Origin of the sequence: Dyadobacter jejuensis, from assembly GCF_003149085.1 — a bacterium.
GTDB classification, from domain to species: Bacteria; Bacteroidota; Bacteroidia; order Cytophagales; family Spirosomataceae; genus Dyadobacter; species Dyadobacter jejuensis.
In genome coordinates this window covers 984,085-999,866 of record NZ_QGDT01000001.1, presented here as the reverse complement: position 1 = coordinate 999,866, position 15,782 = coordinate 984,085, and the positions used below count along the sequence as shown (strand labels likewise).

Annotated in this window: 16 protein-coding genes; 12 read left to right on the top strand and 4 right to left on the bottom strand. The window is 47.1% G+C overall.

Annotation, left to right across the window (positions count from 1 at the left end):
• The first annotated feature begins 43 nt into the window (after nucleotides 1-43).
• From CLV98_RS04105 to CLV98_RS04070, 8 genes are all read left to right on the top strand, one after another.
• Nucleotides 44-1,339 carry an aminopeptidase P family protein gene (locus CLV98_RS04105; protein ID WP_109672976.1) on the top strand — a complete coding sequence of 432 codons (1,296 nt, stop codon included), beginning with the start codon at nucleotides 44-46 and terminating at the stop codon, nucleotides 1,337-1,339.
• Between the two features lie 3 nt (nucleotides 1,340-1,342).
• Nucleotides 1,343-1,972, top strand: a complete 630-nt coding sequence (locus CLV98_RS04100; RefSeq protein ID WP_109672975.1) for an MgtC/SapB family protein — start codon at nucleotides 1,343-1,345, stop codon at nucleotides 1,970-1,972.
• A 126-nt stretch (nucleotides 1,973-2,098) separates the two neighbouring features.
• A complete protein-coding gene (locus tag CLV98_RS04095; RefSeq protein WP_109672974.1) occupies nucleotides 2,099-2,980 on the top strand; it encodes an EboA domain-containing protein in 882 nt (293 codons plus the stop codon).
• Nucleotides 2,964-3,992: a TatD family hydrolase gene (locus CLV98_RS04090; RefSeq protein ID WP_109672973.1), complete on the top strand. Its 1,029-nt coding sequence runs from the start codon at nucleotides 2,964-2,966 to the stop codon at nucleotides 3,990-3,992. Before CLV98_RS04095 ends, CLV98_RS04090 begins: the two co-directional genes overlap by 17 nt.
• A 1-nt stretch (nucleotide 3,993) precedes the next feature.
• The gene (gene eboC / locus CLV98_RS04085; RefSeq protein WP_109672972.1) at nucleotides 3,994-4,863 is read left to right on the top strand and encodes a UbiA-like protein EboC; all 870 of its coding nucleotides are present in this window, start codon (nucleotides 3,994-3,996) and stop codon (nucleotides 4,861-4,863) included.
• Nucleotides 4,864-5,030: 167 nt separating this feature from the next.
• Nucleotides 5,031-6,209: a 3-dehydroquinate synthase gene (locus CLV98_RS04080; protein ID WP_109672971.1), complete on the top strand. Its 1,179-nt coding sequence runs from the start codon at nucleotides 5,031-5,033 to the stop codon at nucleotides 6,207-6,209.
• A gap of 47 nt (nucleotides 6,210-6,256) precedes the next feature.
• A complete protein-coding gene (gene eboE / locus CLV98_RS04075) occupies nucleotides 6,257-7,471 on the top strand; it encodes a metabolite traffic protein EboE (protein ID WP_109672970.1) in 1,215 nt (404 codons plus the stop codon).
• A gap of 84 nt (nucleotides 7,472-7,555) precedes the next feature.
• Entirely contained in the window at nucleotides 7,556-8,929 is a 1,374-nt protein-coding gene (locus CLV98_RS04070) for an alkaline phosphatase family protein (protein ID WP_109672969.1), read from the top strand.
• Between the two features lie 40 nt (nucleotides 8,930-8,969).
• Here CLV98_RS04070 and CLV98_RS04065 read toward each other — a convergent pair whose 3' ends face one another.
• On the bottom strand, nucleotides 8,970-9,452 hold the full coding sequence (locus CLV98_RS04065) for a DUF456 domain-containing protein (RefSeq protein WP_109672968.1): 483 nt from the start codon (nucleotides 9,450-9,452) through the stop codon (nucleotides 8,970-8,972).
• A 130-nt stretch (nucleotides 9,453-9,582) separates the two neighbouring features.
• On the opposite strand from CLV98_RS04065, the gene CLV98_RS04060 reads away from it, so the two are divergent.
• Complete coding sequence (locus tag CLV98_RS04060) at nucleotides 9,583-10,794, top strand: saccharopine dehydrogenase family protein (protein ID WP_109672967.1); 1,212 nt, start codon at nucleotides 9,583-9,585, stop codon at nucleotides 10,792-10,794.
• A 62-nt stretch (nucleotides 10,795-10,856) separates the two neighbouring features.
• Here CLV98_RS04060 and miaA read toward each other — a convergent pair whose 3' ends face one another.
• Nucleotides 10,857-11,777, bottom strand: coding sequence for a tRNA (adenosine(37)-N6)-dimethylallyltransferase MiaA (miaA, locus tag CLV98_RS04055; RefSeq protein WP_109672966.1), 921 nt, complete (start codon nucleotides 11,775-11,777; stop codon nucleotides 10,857-10,859).
• 45 nt (nucleotides 11,778-11,822) lie between these two features.
• Between miaA and CLV98_RS04050 the strand changes: the two genes are divergently transcribed.
• Together CLV98_RS04050 and CLV98_RS23975 are read left to right on the top strand one after the other, a co-directional pair.
• Nucleotides 11,823-12,494, top strand: a complete 672-nt coding sequence (locus tag CLV98_RS04050; RefSeq protein WP_109672965.1) for a DUF4230 domain-containing protein — start codon at nucleotides 11,823-11,825, stop codon at nucleotides 12,492-12,494.
• A gap of 118 nt (nucleotides 12,495-12,612) precedes the next feature.
• The gene (locus CLV98_RS23975; protein WP_262512126.1) at nucleotides 12,613-13,218 is read left to right on the top strand and encodes a collagen-like protein; all 606 of its coding nucleotides are present in this window, start codon (nucleotides 12,613-12,615) and stop codon (nucleotides 13,216-13,218) included.
• Nucleotides 13,219-13,309: 91 nt separating this feature from the next.
• Here the strand turns inward: CLV98_RS23975 and ychF are convergent, their stop codons facing one another.
• Both ychF and CLV98_RS04035 read right to left on the bottom strand, forming a co-directional pair.
• A complete protein-coding gene (gene ychF / locus CLV98_RS04040; protein ID WP_109672963.1) occupies nucleotides 13,310-14,410 on the bottom strand; it encodes a redox-regulated ATPase YchF in 1,101 nt (366 codons plus the stop codon).
• 181 nt (nucleotides 14,411-14,591) lie between these two features.
• Complete coding sequence (locus CLV98_RS04035) at nucleotides 14,592-14,915, bottom strand: DUF3276 family protein (protein ID WP_109672961.1); 324 nt, start codon at nucleotides 14,913-14,915, stop codon at nucleotides 14,592-14,594.
• Between the two features lie 409 nt (nucleotides 14,916-15,324).
• On the opposite strand from CLV98_RS04035, the gene CLV98_RS04030 reads away from it, so the two are divergent.
• A complete protein-coding gene (locus CLV98_RS04030; protein WP_229203195.1) occupies nucleotides 15,325-15,774 on the top strand; it encodes a septal ring lytic transglycosylase RlpA family protein in 450 nt (149 codons plus the stop codon).
• Nucleotides 15,775-15,782: the final 8 nt, after the last annotated feature.

Here is a 15,782-nt window from a genome sequence, read left to right as displayed (position 1 = left end):
ACGTAAATTTGTATCATTAATTACAGTTAGAATCTAATGGATTATGCGATATTCACCCATCGACCCTCAGCTTTTCAAAAATAATCGTCAGAGATTATATACGCTTTTAAAACCCAAAGCACTGGCTATCTTACAGGCCAACGACGTACTGCCCACCAATGCCGACGGTTCGATGCCCTTCAAGCAAAATGCCGACTTTTTCCATTTAACCGGGGTCGACCAGGAAGAGTCGATCGTATTGCTTTTTCCAGATCATCCCAACCCCAAATATAGGGAAGTGCTCTTTTTGCGAGAAACCAATGAGACCATTGCCGTATGGGAAGGGGAAAAACTCTCTAAAGCGCAGGGGACAGCCGTCAGCGGCATTCATACCATATTCTGGACCCATCAATTCGACCGCATATTAAGCGACCTGGTTTTCGAGGCACAGTATGTATACCTCAACACCAACGAGCATACCCGCAACGACTCAGCGACACAGACACGTGATGCCCGGTTTATCGACTCTTTTAAGCGTCAATTCCCCTTGCATCACCTAGAAAGAATAGCACCACTCATGCACATGATAAGGTCGGTGAAGCACCCTATAGAAGTGAATTTGCTCCAAAAGGCCTGTAATATTACCCGCCAAGGCTTCGAAAGGGTTCTTTCCTTTGTAAAGCCCGGCGTACAAGAATTTGAAATAGAAGCGGAGCTACTGCATGAGTTTGTCCGTAACCGATCCAAGGGCTTCGCCTACCAGCCCATTATAGCCTCTGGAGCCAACGCCTGCGTATTGCATTATATCCAAAACGACCAGCCCTGTAAGGATGGCGATGTTATACTCCTAGACGTAGCCGCCGAATATGCCAATTATAATAGTGATCTGTCCCGAAGCATCCCGGCAAATGGTCGATTCACTCCCCGTCAAAGAGCCGTTTACGATGCCGTTCTCAGGGTTTTTAAAGCGGCAAAAGGTATGCTGGTGGTGGGCAACACTTTGGACGCCTACCACCAGGAAGTAGGACAACTCATGCAATCGGAACTCAAAGGACTGGGCTTACTCAACGACCAGGACATAGCCCGTCAGGATCCGGACTGGCCCGCCTATAAGAAGTACTTTCCTCATGGCACCTCTCATTTCCTGGGCCTCGACGTCCACGACGTGGGCAACAAATACCAGCCTTTTACCCCCGGCATGGTATTTACCTGTGAGCCAGGAATATACATCAGGGAGGAAGGACTGGGCATTAGGCTCGAAAATAACCTGCTCATCACCGAGCAAGGAGCTATAGACCTCATGGCCGACATCCCCATTGAAGCCGAGGAGATTGAAGATTTGATGAATCAACGCGCTTAAGCCATGGAATTGTTGCCTGAAGACATCCTTAAAGTAGGAATATCCTTCCTGGTCGGTTTGCTCATCGGTTTTGAGCGAGAGTATCGGAGCAAGTCAGCAGGACTTCGTACGATGATCATGATCTGTATGGGCTCGACGATGTTTACCATTTTTTCGTTCAAAATAGACAGCGATACCGGGCGCATCGCCGCCAATATCATTACAGGGATTGGGTTTATTGGCGCTGGTATTATTTTCAGGGAAAATGATCGCGTAGTGGGAATTACCACCGCGGCTATCGTGTGGCTTACCGCCGCCATCGGCATGGGGATAGGCTCGGGCTATTACGTACTAACCTTCTTATGCTTTTTGATAGCCAGTGCCGCTCTGATCCTCTTATATCCCTTACAGCACTGGATCAACTCCCGCTCCCAGATCCGACACTACCGGCTAAATTGTATCTATAAGCGCAAAACCCTCAACAATTATGAGGTCCTATTTAAAAAAAATGGACTGAAAATATTAGAATCGAAGCAACGAAAGGAGGAAAAAAACATATCGGGTCATTGGATTTTGCAAGGTACCCAACAGAATCATGAGCGACTTACCTCTAAGCTCTTAATGGATCCAGAAATACTGGAAATGGAATTTTAATCCCCTCAGACCCTAAATATCGGCATGGCAAACAAACTTAGCATGCTTTCTCGACGTTATAGAATTCAGTTATTATTCTTTAAATCCTTAATTCATACCATCAACTTCTTCTATTAAGTAATCAGTATGTCAACAAATGTGCAGCAGAGATTGTGGACGGTAATCATTGCCAATACCCTTGCTTCGGAATCGGAATGGCTTGAGAGCCAATGCGAATCTACGCCCTTGGAACTGATGACAGCCTTTGTCGCAGCTCCCCGGCACCTCCGTAAGACCATCGTACTACTCGACCATACGGAGATCGACTTGCCAGAGTGGCCTGAAGGCGTGGAACTCATCGTAAAAGACTGGTCCTTAACCCGCCTCTGCAGGGTATGGTTACTGATCCAACTCGAACAAATGGATCCTACGTCATTTTCAAAAAATATAGAAACCCTTTTTGACACAGCGGAGATCAATGAACTGGTGGCTCTATACTCGGCCTTGCCGGTGTTACCCTATCCTGAAAAATGGCTTTTCAGAGCTACGGAAGCCGTACGATCCAATATGGGGCTCGTTTTCGATGCCATAGCCATTCAGAACCCCTACCCGGCCCAGCACTTCAGTGAAGCGGCTTGGAACCAGCTGGTTCTAAAAACGATTTTTAACGACAAGCCAATCCATCTTTTATATGGGCTCCAGAAACGGCAAAACGCCACCTTGGCGCTGACCTTGTCCGACTTCGCTCACGAACGCTGGGCGGCAGGAAGGAGTGTAGCTCCCGAGGTATGGCGCCTAACCAGCCCTTTTATGAATGAACGACTGTTGGCCGACATGGCTACCCTACTTGCCTCCAAGGTTATAGAGAACCAGTGGGCGGCGGCTCTGGCCTGTGCCGACTCTTCCTACCCACCTGCCCACACCTTGCTGGCCCAGCACCCCGACTTAGAACGCCAGGTGCGCAGTGGCGCCATATCCTGGACCAATATCGAATTTAATGATCTAAATACTTATGTGCCTCAACCCTAACGAACATTCTCAGAATCCCTCTCATTTTGAAGACTCGGATCAGCAAATCGCTCACCCTGCCCATAGGGACCTGGCCTGGGCCGACTACCGGGAGCTTATCGAGGGGATGACTTTTTTTGACCCTCATATCCATATGGTGTCACGCACCACCGACGACTACCAGGCTATGCGGCAAGCGGGGATAGTGGCCCTTATCGAACCTGCCTTTTGGGTGGGGCAACCACGGACGGGCCTTTCGAGCTTCAAGGACTACTACAGCAGCCTAGTGGGCTGGGAACGCTTTCGTTCCTCTCAGTTTGGCATCAAGCATTATTGCACCATGGGCCTTAATTCGCGAGAGGCCAATAACGAACCTTTGGCCGAACAGGTCATGGAAATTCTCCCTCTGTATATTTATAAAGAAGGGGTGGTAGGCGTGGGAGAAATCGGCTTTGACGACCAGACCCCCGCCGAGGAAAAGTATTTCCGCCTACAGCTGGAGCTGGCAAAGAAAGCCAAGCTTCCCGTCCAAATCCATACCCCACACCGAGACAAAAAAAACGGCACCGAACGCAGTATGGCCATCGCCTTAGAACATGGCTTGGATCCATCATGGGTGATCGTCGACCATAATAATGAGGAAACCGTTAAGCGTGTTTTGGACCAAGGCTTTTGGGCTGCATTTACCATCTACCCCTTTACTAAAATGGGCAACGAACGAATGGTGAAAGTTGTGGAGCAATATGGCCCCGAGCGCATCATGGTCAACTCCGCTGCCGACTGGGGAATTTCGGACCCCCTGGCCATACCCAAAACTGCGGCGTTAATGAAGATGAGAGGCATCCCTACAGAAACCATTCGAAAGGTTACCTACCAAAACGCCATCGATGCCTTCGGAAAAAGTGGACAAATCGACCTGAACGATTTCGGCGACGACACCAGTCAGCAAGAAGCCGATAAGTTCCATGGCAATTCAATTTTACGGGGAGGCCAGCAGCTAAACCCCAGCAAAGATTCCCTAGTGATACAGTAACGTGAGAACATTAAAAGCTTATTTACAACTAACACGCCCCGCCAACCTGGTCACGGCGTTGGCCGATATCCTGGCAGGCCTAGCCATAGCAGGATATACCTTTGCCGATGCCAGTGCGTGGCCCCTCCTTGGCGCTACTTTAGGCCTCTATGGTGGTGGGGTAGTGATGAACGACGTGTTCGACGCGGAGCTCGATGCCATCGAACGTCCCGAACGCCCTATCCCTAGCGGGAAAGTAAGCGTACAAGCCGGGAGAATAATGGGCTTAGCCTTGCTTGCCATGGGAATAATTCTGGCCAATAGGGTTGGATTCCAAAGTGGCCTAGTCGCCCTGCTCATTGCACTGAGCACTATAGTATACAACCGTTGGGCTAAGCACCATTTCTTTATGGGTCCTCTTGTGATGGGCCTATGCCGAGGAGGCAATCTGCTGCTTGGTATGAGCATCTTTTCGGGCGCCATTCCCCAGTGGGGTTGGCTGGCCATAGTCCCCATCGTATACATCGGTGCTATCACCATGATCAGTCAAGACGAGGTGCATGGGGGCAAACAAAAGACCTTATATTTGGCGGCATTCTTATACCTTTCTGTATCCCTTACACAGCTCCTGGTTGGCTACAGCCAAGGAAACCTGATGGCTACAGTACCTTTCGTGCTGCTACACCTTTGGCTGATTGGGAGGCCCTTATGGAACGCCCTCCAAAACCCTATCGGCCCGCTGATTGGCAAGGCCGTAAAAGCAGGGGTCATCTCGCTCATTGTCATGAATGCTTCCTGGTGTATGGTATTTGGGCTTTGGCCGGTGGCATTGGCCGTCCTAGGCCTACTGCCCATATCGTTAGGGCTGGCCAAGGCTTTTGCCGTCACCTGATGCCGTCCAAAATAAAAACATGCGACCGTACAGGAAGACGGCAAAAAAATAGTCGTATAGAGAACTAAAGGATAAATATGGTTTTTTTAAGGAACCAATTCGTCTGATGTTCTCTTTTAAAACGGTAACAATTTCTAAACACATCGCCTACTTTTGCCCCTAATATAATGCAACCGATTCATCAATCCTTTCAGATCACCTATCAATACGGAGTATATTTTACTCAGGATCTGTTTGGTAGTTCCAATCCAGAACTAAAAAACTACCTGGCCGACGCTGGTTCCGAAGGTTTTCAGAGAAAAGCCCTAGTAGTCATAGACCAAGGCGTAGCGGACCACCACAAGGGTCTTGTGGAAAAAATAAAGCGGTATTTCAACGAAAACATCCCTCATATCCTGTTGGCTGCCCCCCTTTTGGTACCAGGAGGAGAAGCTTCCAAAAACAACCCTGTACATTTTGAAAGGCTCGTAGAAGCGGTGGATACAGAGGGCATCGATAGGCATTCCTTCGTGATAGCCATAGGCGGTGGAGCAGTGCTCGATATGGTGGGCTATGCCGCTGCGGTATCCCATAGAGGCATTAAGCTGATTCGCATACCGACCACTGTGTTAGCTCAAAATGACTCTGGAGTGGGGGTTAAAAACAGCATAAACTTCAAGGGAAAAAAGAATTTCTTGGGAACATTCGCCCCTCCCATCGCGGTGTTCAACGACTCCGCCTTCCTAGCTACCCTCGAGGACCGGGACTGGCGAGGTGGAATAGCGGAAGCCATTAAAGTAGCCCTCATTAAGGATCCTGCTTTTTTTGAGTGGATAGAAGCCAATGTGACGGCTCTAGTGGATCGCCAACAGGCCGTTATGTCCTATTTGATACATCGATGTGCTCAAATGCATACCGATCATATCGCCGGGGGCGACCCCTTTGAATTTGGCTCTTCACGCCCCTTAGACTTTGGACACTGGGCAGCCCACAAGCTGGAATACCTTACCGACTTTAGGGTACGCCATGGGGAAGCAGTAGCCATAGGCATAGCCCTCGACTGTGTGTATGCCAACAGGATAGGATTACTTGCCGCTGCCGACCTACAACGCATATTGGACGTTTTACTGGGGCTTGGCTTTGAGCTCTACCACGAAAAATTATCAGAAAACGACAAGATCAATCTCAAAAATGGAATTCAGGAATTTAGAGAACATTTGGGAGGTAGGCTGACGATCATGCTCTTAACGAAAATTGGCGATAGCCTAGAGGTTCATGAGCTCAACGAAAAAGAAATTGGCATTTCGGTGGATGTGCTAGAAGAAATGCACCGAAAGGACCCAAACCTTAATCAGGTTTTGGTATAATGTAAATCAGAGTGCCTTGCACAAGGCATTTTCTAAAAACAGGAAACATGAAAACGCCCTACGGACACCTTACCTATTGCAGTAACATTCACCCCGGTGAAATCTGGGAAGACCATTTTGCCTCGTTAAAGGAGCACTTGCCCTATATAAAAGCACAACTCGCCCCAGACCAACCCTTCGGCTTGGGACTGAGGATAGCCAACGAAGCTTCCATAGCGCTTTCGAAACCCGAAAAACTGGCTGAGTTTAAAGAATGGTTGACGGCCGAAAATATTTATGTCTTCGTTATCAATGGGTTTCCCTACGGCGGCTTTCATGATACTATCGTAAAGGATCAGGTACATACCCCCGACTGGACGACCGACCAACGCCAGGAGTATACTTTTCGGTTGTTCAGGATATTGAGTCAACTGCTGCCAGATGATATGGAGGGAGGCGTATCTACCCCGCCGCTATCCTATCGCTTATGGTGGGAAAGCGACACACAAAGGCTATTTGCAACCGAAAAAGCCACCGCCCATATGCTAGAGGTCCTAGACGAACTCATGCGCATCAAAAAAGAAACGGGTCGGAACCTTCATTTGGACATAGAACCAGAGCCCGATGGCATCCTGGACAATATTGCCGACTTTATAGAATGGTATACCAAAAGCCTCTTGCCCACGGGCATTTCTTACCTGATGGCCAAATACCAGGTAGAAGAATCAGAGGCTAAAGAGGTGATATTGAATCATATTAGGCTCTGCTATGATATTTGCCATGCAGCAGTTGGATATGAACAACCAAAAACCATTCTAAAGGAACTTCAGAAGTATGGGATAAAGGTGGGGCGTATTCAGATTAGCTCGGCACTGAAGGTCGACTTTACCGAGGAACCTCAAGCCAAGCTACAAGCCATAAAGGCCTTTAATGAGCCCGTTTATTTGCACCAAGTAGTGGCTCAAACCGACGAAGAAGAGCTAGAGCACTATCCCGACCTTCCACAGGCATTAGCCCATTACAACGGCCATCAGCGACAGTGGCGGGTACACTTTCATGTACCCCTATTCATTGCTCAGTACGGACTTCTTGAATCTACTCAAAGCCAGATTGAAGAGACCCTGGCCTTGCACAAGCAAAATTCTTGCACTTCATTTTTGGAGGTCGAAACCTATACCTGGGGAGTATTGCCCGACGACATGCAAAAACCAATAGGTGACTCCATCATAAGAGAACTGGAGTGGGTCCTAAAAACCCTTAACAACCCCGTCACCAGCGAATAGCAGGACTGGAGCCCCATTTTATAATTGTACCCGCTCTACCCTACTATTTAGTGACGAGCTGGTATAAAAAAACAATTTTTAAAAATGAATAAGACCGTAGTGATCGATATAGTGGGTTTAAGCGCCAACCTGATTGGTGAACATACGCCCTACCTATCAAAATACCTCACTAATAAACATTTAACTCCTATAAAACCGGTATTACCGGCGGTCACCACCAGCGCGCAAAGCACCTATATTACGGGCAAATGGCCATCGGAACACGGCATAGTCGGTAATGGCTGGTACGACCACCAGGATGCTGAAATTAAGTTCTGGAAGCAGTCCAACCATTTGGTACAAAGTGAAAAAATATGGGATAAAGCCAAGGCACTGGACCCTAACTTTACCTGTTCCAAAATGTTTTGGTGGTATAATATGTATGCCTCCGCCGACTATTCGGTGACTCCAAGGCCTCAATACCATGCCGACGGAGTAAAAGCTCCCGATTGTTATGCACATCCTGCGAGCTTAAGAGATGAACTGCAAAAGGAATTTGGGCAGTTTCCCTTATTTAGCTTCTGGGGACCCAACGCTAATATAAAGTCCTCAAAGTGGATAGCCGATGCGTCTATGTGGGTCGATCGCAAGTATGACCCCACCCTTACGCTAATATACCTCCCTCACCTCGACTATTGTTTGCAAAAGTTTGGTCCCGATTTTTCAAAAATCCACCGCGAACTTCATGAAATAGATCAGTTAATCGCGGAATTGATAGAACACTATGAAGCGAAAGGAGCCGAGATCATACTACTTTCCGAATATGGAATTCAACCTGTAGACGACCCCATCCATATTAACCGAATCTTACGCCAAGAAGGGCTCATTAGCGTACGCAAAGAGCGGTGGTACGAGCTCTTAGATGCCGGCGCTTCCAAAGCCTTCGCCGTGTCCGACCATCAGATAGCCCATGTGTATTTTAACGACAAATCGGAAATAGCACGAATAAAGGCCTTGCTAAAGCAATATCAAGGGATAGCGATGGTGTTGGACAAGGAAGAACAAAAGGCCCATCATATCGACCATAGCCGCTCCGGGGACCTGGTATTAGTGGCCGCCCCACAAAGTTGGTTTACTTACTACTATTGGCTCGACGACGCCCATGCCCCCGACTACGCTAGGCTGGTGGACATACATCGGAAGCCGGGGTACGACCCAGTGGAAATGTTTATGGATCCCAAAAATCCATTTATAAAATTGAGGGCGGGGTATAAATTGGCAAGGAAAATGCTTGGGTTTAGGTATTTGATGGATCTTATCCCTTTAGATGCTAGCCTCATTAAAGGATCGCATGGAGCCATAGATACGCCTAAGGAATATTACCCCGTATGCATCACCAGCGAGCCGCTTCCCTATAACGAACTTCAAGCTACTCAAGTTTACGACCTCATCTGGGAAAGACTTACGACGACCCAATAGACCTTGGGAGCTTGTGAGGGATCACTCGACGAGTGACCCCTTACAAGCTCCCCCATAGCGAGATGGTGGCGAAGACGATCATCGCCAGGCATAGCATTACCTGCATGACCACCCCAGTCATAAATCCAACAAAGGTGCCAAAGGCGGCTCTTACGGCCTTATTGACTGGAAATCCCCCCAGCAGCTCTCCCACCAATGCCCCTAAAAAAGTCCCCAACAGGAGTCCTATACCAGGCAGCAAAAACAAGCCGGCTACAAGCCCTACCACCGCTCCTACGGAGCCATAGCGGGTACCTCCAAAACGCTTAGCCCCCCACACGGGTAAGTAGATATCCAAAACAGCCATTAATAAGGCTAAGGCCCCAAAGGCGATCAGGTAGGTGGAGTCCAACGTTCCGAAACCACTCAGATGAAGCAACAACAACCCTACAAAGCTTAGTCCCGGGCCAGGCAAGGGTAGAATGGCACCCGCCAACCCGATTAACAGACATAACGCTCCCAACACGACTAAAAAAATATCCATCACCGATTCAGACTATTTTGGGGTTAAATAACGAAAAAACTGTGGCTCGTCCTATCTTTGCACGATATTTGCAGGGCTACCTAAGCAGAGCTAATAGGAAATTTATATTCAATAAAAAAAGATCAGAACGATGTCCAAAGTACTAATCATAGGTGCCGGTGGTGTAGGCAGTGTTGTCGCCCATAAATGCGCCATGAACAGCCAAGTTTTTACGGAAATTATGTTGGCAAGCCGTACCCAGTCGAAATGCGATAAAATAGCCGCCGAAATCAAGGAAATGCACGGAGTTACCATTCAAACGGGACAGGTGGATGCCGATGTCGTAGCAGAAACCGTCAGCTTGATAGAAAAATTCCGGCCTGTACTCCTTATCAACGTGGCACTACCCTATCAGGACCTTACGCTGATGGAGGCTTGCCTGGCTACTGGGACGCACTATATGGATACGGCAAATTATGAGCCAAAGGATGTCGCCAAATTTGAGTATAGCTGGCAATGGGCCTATCAGGAGCGCTTTAAAGAAGCCGGTCTGATGGCTTTGCTTGGATGTGGTTTCGATCCTGGAGTCACCCAGGTGTTTACAGCCTATGCCAACAAGCACCATTTCGACGAGATGCACTATTTGGACATTATCGATTGCAATGCGGGTGATCATGGAAAAGCCTTTGCTACTAACTTTAACCCCGAGATCAATATCAGGGAAATTACCCAGCCGGGGCGGTATTGGGAAAATGGCCAATGGGTTGAAATCCCCGCCATGTCGATTCATAAACCCATAGACTACCCTAATATAGGCCCCAAGGAGAGTTATGTCCTATACCACGAAGAGCTAGAGTCGCTGGTAAAACACTTCCCTACCCTGAAGCGGGCACGTTTCTGGATGACTTTCGGACAGCAATATATTACTCACCTTAATGTCCTTGAAAATGTAGGGATGACCAGCATCAAGCCGATCAAATTCCAGGGAATGGACATTGTACCTCTGGAATTCCTGAAAGCCGTACTCCCAGCACCAGACAGCTTAGGCGAAAACTATTCGGGACAGACCTCCATTGGCTGCCAGATAAAAGGTATTTCAAGCGGAGAAGAAAAGACCTATTATGTATGGAATAACTGCCACCATGCCGACTGCTACAAGGAAGTAAGGGCCCAGGCAGTAAGCTACACTACTGGTGTTCCTGCTATGATAGGCGCTATGCTCATGCTGACCAATCCCGAATGGATGAAACCGGGCGTGTGGAATTGCGAACAACTCAACCCCGATCCATTTATGGAGCAGCTCAATGTACAAGGTCTGCCATGGCAAGAAACCGTCAACGAAGCCCTGCCTCACGAATATTAGGACTGATAGTATCGTTAAAAAAAAATGCCTCCAAATGAGGCATTTTTTTAACGATATATCCCTCAAGCTCCTAAATTTTCCTGTTGTGTATATTTTAAAATTTGCTCAAAATCGTCGGGGTGAAACCATTTGAATTCGCCCTGATGCCTAAACCAGGTCAGTTGCCGCTTGGCATAGCGCCTACTATTCTGCTTGAGCAAACGAACCATCTCTTGCTCATCATAATCCCCGTCCAAAAATCCGTATACTTCTTTGTAGCCGACCGTCTGCAAGGCGTGGGCCGTCCTGTAAGGGAGGAGGTCTTGCGCCTCTTGAACCAGCCCTTCTTCCAACATCTGGTCCATACGGTCATCTATGCGCTTATAAAGTTCCTGTCGATCTCTATCCAAGGCGATAGCCACGCTCTTAAAAGGCCGACTTTTTTTCATCGTTTGCTGAAAATAAGAGATTGGTCGACCTTCGGTGATATATACTTCCAGAGCCCTAATAACCCGTTGAGGATTCTCAAACTCCGCCGTTTGTGCAAAATCGGGGTCGAGATCCGCTATTTCTTTTTGCAAACTCGGCAAGCCCTCGGCCTGCAGCCGGAGCGTGAGCCGCTCACGTAAGCCAGGCAAGGGAGCCGGTAAGGCATCTAATCCCTCCAAAAGTGCTTTAATATAGAAGCCAGACCCGCCTACCATCACCACCCGGTCGTATACTTCAAAGAGTCGGCTCAAAAGCACTAGGGCATCCCTCTCGAAATCTCCTGCACTGTAAGTTTCCCCTATATGATGCGTATTGACAAAATGATGTGGCACAGCAGCCAACTCCGCTGGGGTAGGCTTAGCAGTGCCTATCTCAAGTTCCTTGAAAAACTGTCTGGAATCGGCCGAGATAATCTCTGTTTGAAGATTTTGGGCCAGCCTGATAGCCAGAGAAGTCTTACCTACGGCCGTGGGACCTGCGATGGTAATCAGGTATTTTTCTTTAGTATTTGGCATTCTGCTGTTTTTATTTCAACTTTAATCAGCACAAAAATAAATATCATGGATGCTAATTCAGTATTTTTTTTCATTCTCACACTATTCATAGGCGCCGGAGCAGGCATATTCGCATATAACCGGCTTTTCTCAAAAAATTCGGGCAAGTCCATGGCCACAACGGAATCGACCGTACTGCTTGAAAGTATCGAAAAGGTTTTTAAGGTGGTGATGGCCGAGGGGTATTTCACGGAAATTTATAATTACCAGCACGACAAAAATTTTTGGAACCTGATTAAAGACAAAAAGAAAGCGCTGATTATCGCCAAGGCGAAGGTATTGGTAGGCTACGATTTTGGCAAAATGCGTTTTCACTTCTCGGAAGGAGATCGTAAAATGATTATCGATTACTTCCCCGACCCAGAAATCCTCTCCATGGACACCGATTATAAGTTTTACGATATTGAACAAGGCTGGCTCAACCGCTTTCAATCCGACGACTACACGGCCATACTCAATGAGGCCAAACAAACCATGAATGACAAAGCCCTAGAGAGCGACCTTCCCCGAATCGCCACCAACCAGGTGCAACTCATGATGTTTCAGATAGCGGCGACTATGAACTGGAAGATCGATATGGAGCTTGCCGAAAGCAATAAGGGCCATATTAAGGAGCTAGGCAAGTACCATCCTACTCAGGCAAAAATTGAAAATTTGGAAATAGACGAAGAATCCTAATATTTTTCAGTATTTTGGAATCAAATCAATATTCTTTCAACGTTTTAGGCCAATTTAGCGTATTTATTCTTCGTAAACCGTATTCATTCGCCATTTTAAACTCTTAAACATCAAGATCATGTTAAAAAAACTATCGTATTTTCTAGTTATTGGCTTCTTAGTCACTCTTTTTGCCTGTGAAGGCCCCCAAGGGGAAGTTGGACCACAAGGTGAAAAAGGAGACACTGGAGCGCAAGGTCCGGCAGGACAGGATGGAGAAGATGGTGAAGACGGTGATGGCACCGGCTCACTTCCCCTATTGATGTCGTCGGGAGCGGACTCTACCGCTACAGATGGCAATTACTACACTGGACTTTCGGGCCTTTCCGAAAGTGGCATCGCTATTTTGGAAAAATCGGTCGTTTTAGTTTACATCAAAAGTGGAGGAGTTTACTGGCCTTTGCCTGGCATCGTAACTTTTGGGCAGACGGCAGCGAGTAACTTTACATTTGTCCATGGTATCGAAGACGATCTGTTTTTTGTAGATATATACCAAACCAACTGGTCAGAAGAGGTAGACAATGCTCCAGTTCGTAAGTTTGAAGATGTTCGTGTGGTGATTATGCCTACCCAAGACCTTGCCCGCCAAGATCTTGAAGTCGACTTCAACAACTACGAAGAGGTAGTCGCTAAGCTAGGACTTAGTGGCGAATCGATCGGCCAACTACAACGGGTATCGAAATAATCCATTTATAGGCACAAAAAAGCTGGTAGGCGTTGAACGCTTACCAGCTTTTTTGTGCCTATTGGTATCTGTTACTTATAGCAAACACTTGCTACACATTGAAGCGGAAATGCATAATATCGCCATCTTCAACGACATATTCTTTTCCTTCTACCGACATTTTACCGGCTTCCTTTACGGCTGCCTCACTCTTATATTTTTCAAAATCGGCAATCTTAATGACCTCCGCACGGATGAATCCTTTTTCAAAATCGGTATGAATGACCCCAGCTGACTTGGGAGCCTTCCAACCTTTCTCGATCGTCCAGGCACGAACCTCCTTCACCCCTGCAGTGAAATAAGTGATTAGGTTCAGTAGCGCGTAAGAGGCACGGATCAACTTGCTAAGGCCCGACTCTTTCAGACCATATTCCGATAGGAACATCTCATGCTCTTCTTCATCTTCGATCTCGGCGATCTGCGACTCTATGGCCGCGCAAAGTACTATCACTTCGGCGCCTTCATGCTTCACGGCCTCTCTCAGCTTTTCTGAGTATTCGTTACCAGTTAGCATAGCGGTTTCATCCACATTGGCTACATATAATACGGGCTTAGCCGTCAATAGCTGAATATCTCCGATGGCGGCTTCCTTCAGCTCTGGGTCAATAGCTAGGCTACGGGCATTTTGGCCCGACTCCAGTACACCCTTATATTGTTTCAGTACATCCAGCTCTACTTTGGCCTTGGCATCCCCCGTACGGGCAGCCTTCTCTAGCTTCTGAATTTTCTTTTCCACCGACTCCAAATCCTTAAGTTGGAGCTCAGCGTCTATAATTTCTTTGTCAAAAACGGGGTCTACCCTTCCTTCTACGTGCACCACATTTTCGTCCTGAAAACACCGCACTACATGTACTATGGCGTCGACTTCCCTGATATTGGCCAAAAACTTATTGCCCAATCCGGCTCCCTGACTAGCACCTTTTACCAGGCCAGCAATATCTACGAACTCCATAATGGTGGGTATAACCTTCTGAGGCTTGACCAGGCCGGTCAATACGTCCAGACGTTCGTCGGGAACGGTTACCACCCCTACGTTTGGTTCAATAGTACAGAACGGATAATTAGCAGCCTCAGCGACCCCGGTAGATATAGCGTTAAAAAGCGTGGATTTCCCTACATTAGGCAATCCGACAATCCCACATTGAAGACTCATTTATTAATAAAAAAGATAATACAAAAATTAAAATAGCCGGAAGTATCACAAACCGAGCCGCAAAATTAAACATTGTCTGCTACTATTCCCCAGAAATTGCCCGAATAAATCACGATACAAAACCAAAAGCCTTTGGAACTGCTCCCAAAGGCCCTTATATCGTATGAATAAGCTTAGTAAATCAATCCCATTTAAGATCCGATTCCCCTAAAAGGTTCGCTTCTTCGGGTTTGGGTTCAAACTGCGTGAAGTCGACCTCAGGCATGAGCTCCGTCTTAACATGATCTACCGCCTCTTTGAGTGCATCGGCAAATTTGTCAAAATCCTCCTTATACAAAAACATCTTGTGCTTCTCATAGGTAAAGCCGTCTCCTTGCGGGTGGCGTCGACTCTCGGTAATCGTCAAATAATAATCGTTAGACCTTGTTGACCTTACATCAAAGAAGTAAGTCCGTTTTCCTGCCCTGACTCTTTTGGAGTAGATTTGCTCTCTGTCTTCCACTATTTTAGCTATTTTGAATAGGTTTTCGAACGCTAAAATATAAAGTTTATTCCTTGGAACAAAAAAACCATTCGATTATCGGCATATAAATTAGGAAATAGCATAAAAGCGGGACAAAAGGCACAAAAAGGCATTATAATGCCGCTTTTCTAACCGAGAAGCCATAACCCAAAATGGTCAAAATCCGGAACCAATCATATAAGAAGGGGATACCCAGCGAAGGGTACCCTACTTACATCCTCCGCTAAGAAATAGTACCAATTCAAGAATTATGTGATAAATTTGCCGGGCGGCCAATAATTTGTCCCATTCAGGAGTTCTCTTAATTCCATACGGTGCCTTTACCTGGGTATGACGATGCCAGTATGGATCCAAAACGGGTAATGAAGATGTTTCACATTAATTAAAAACTATGTTATCATTACGGATGTATATAAGTGTTTTAGTTTTGAGCATTTGGGCCTTACAAGAATCCTCGGCCCAAGTCGTACTTGGAGCAACAGAAAAAGGAAGAGCCTCTTACTACGCATCTTCTTTACATGGAAGAAAAACCGCCTTCGGAGAAACTTTCAAAACCACCGAACTTTCGGCCGCACACCGTACCTATCCGCTAAATACCATGTTGGAGGTTACCAACCTCGATAATAATGAGAAGGTAGTGGTTCGAGTGAACGATAGAGGCCCCTACGCCAAAAGCCGTATCATCGACTTGAGCAGAGAAGCCGCCAAATTACTGGGAATTGTCTCCAAAGGAGTAGCCAATGTGGCTGTCCGCGTGGTGGGCATGGAAGGAATGATTTTCTTGGGCATGCAGGAAGAAACGGATGTAGACTCCGGTAAGATCATATCAATGGCCCCTTAAACGACCTC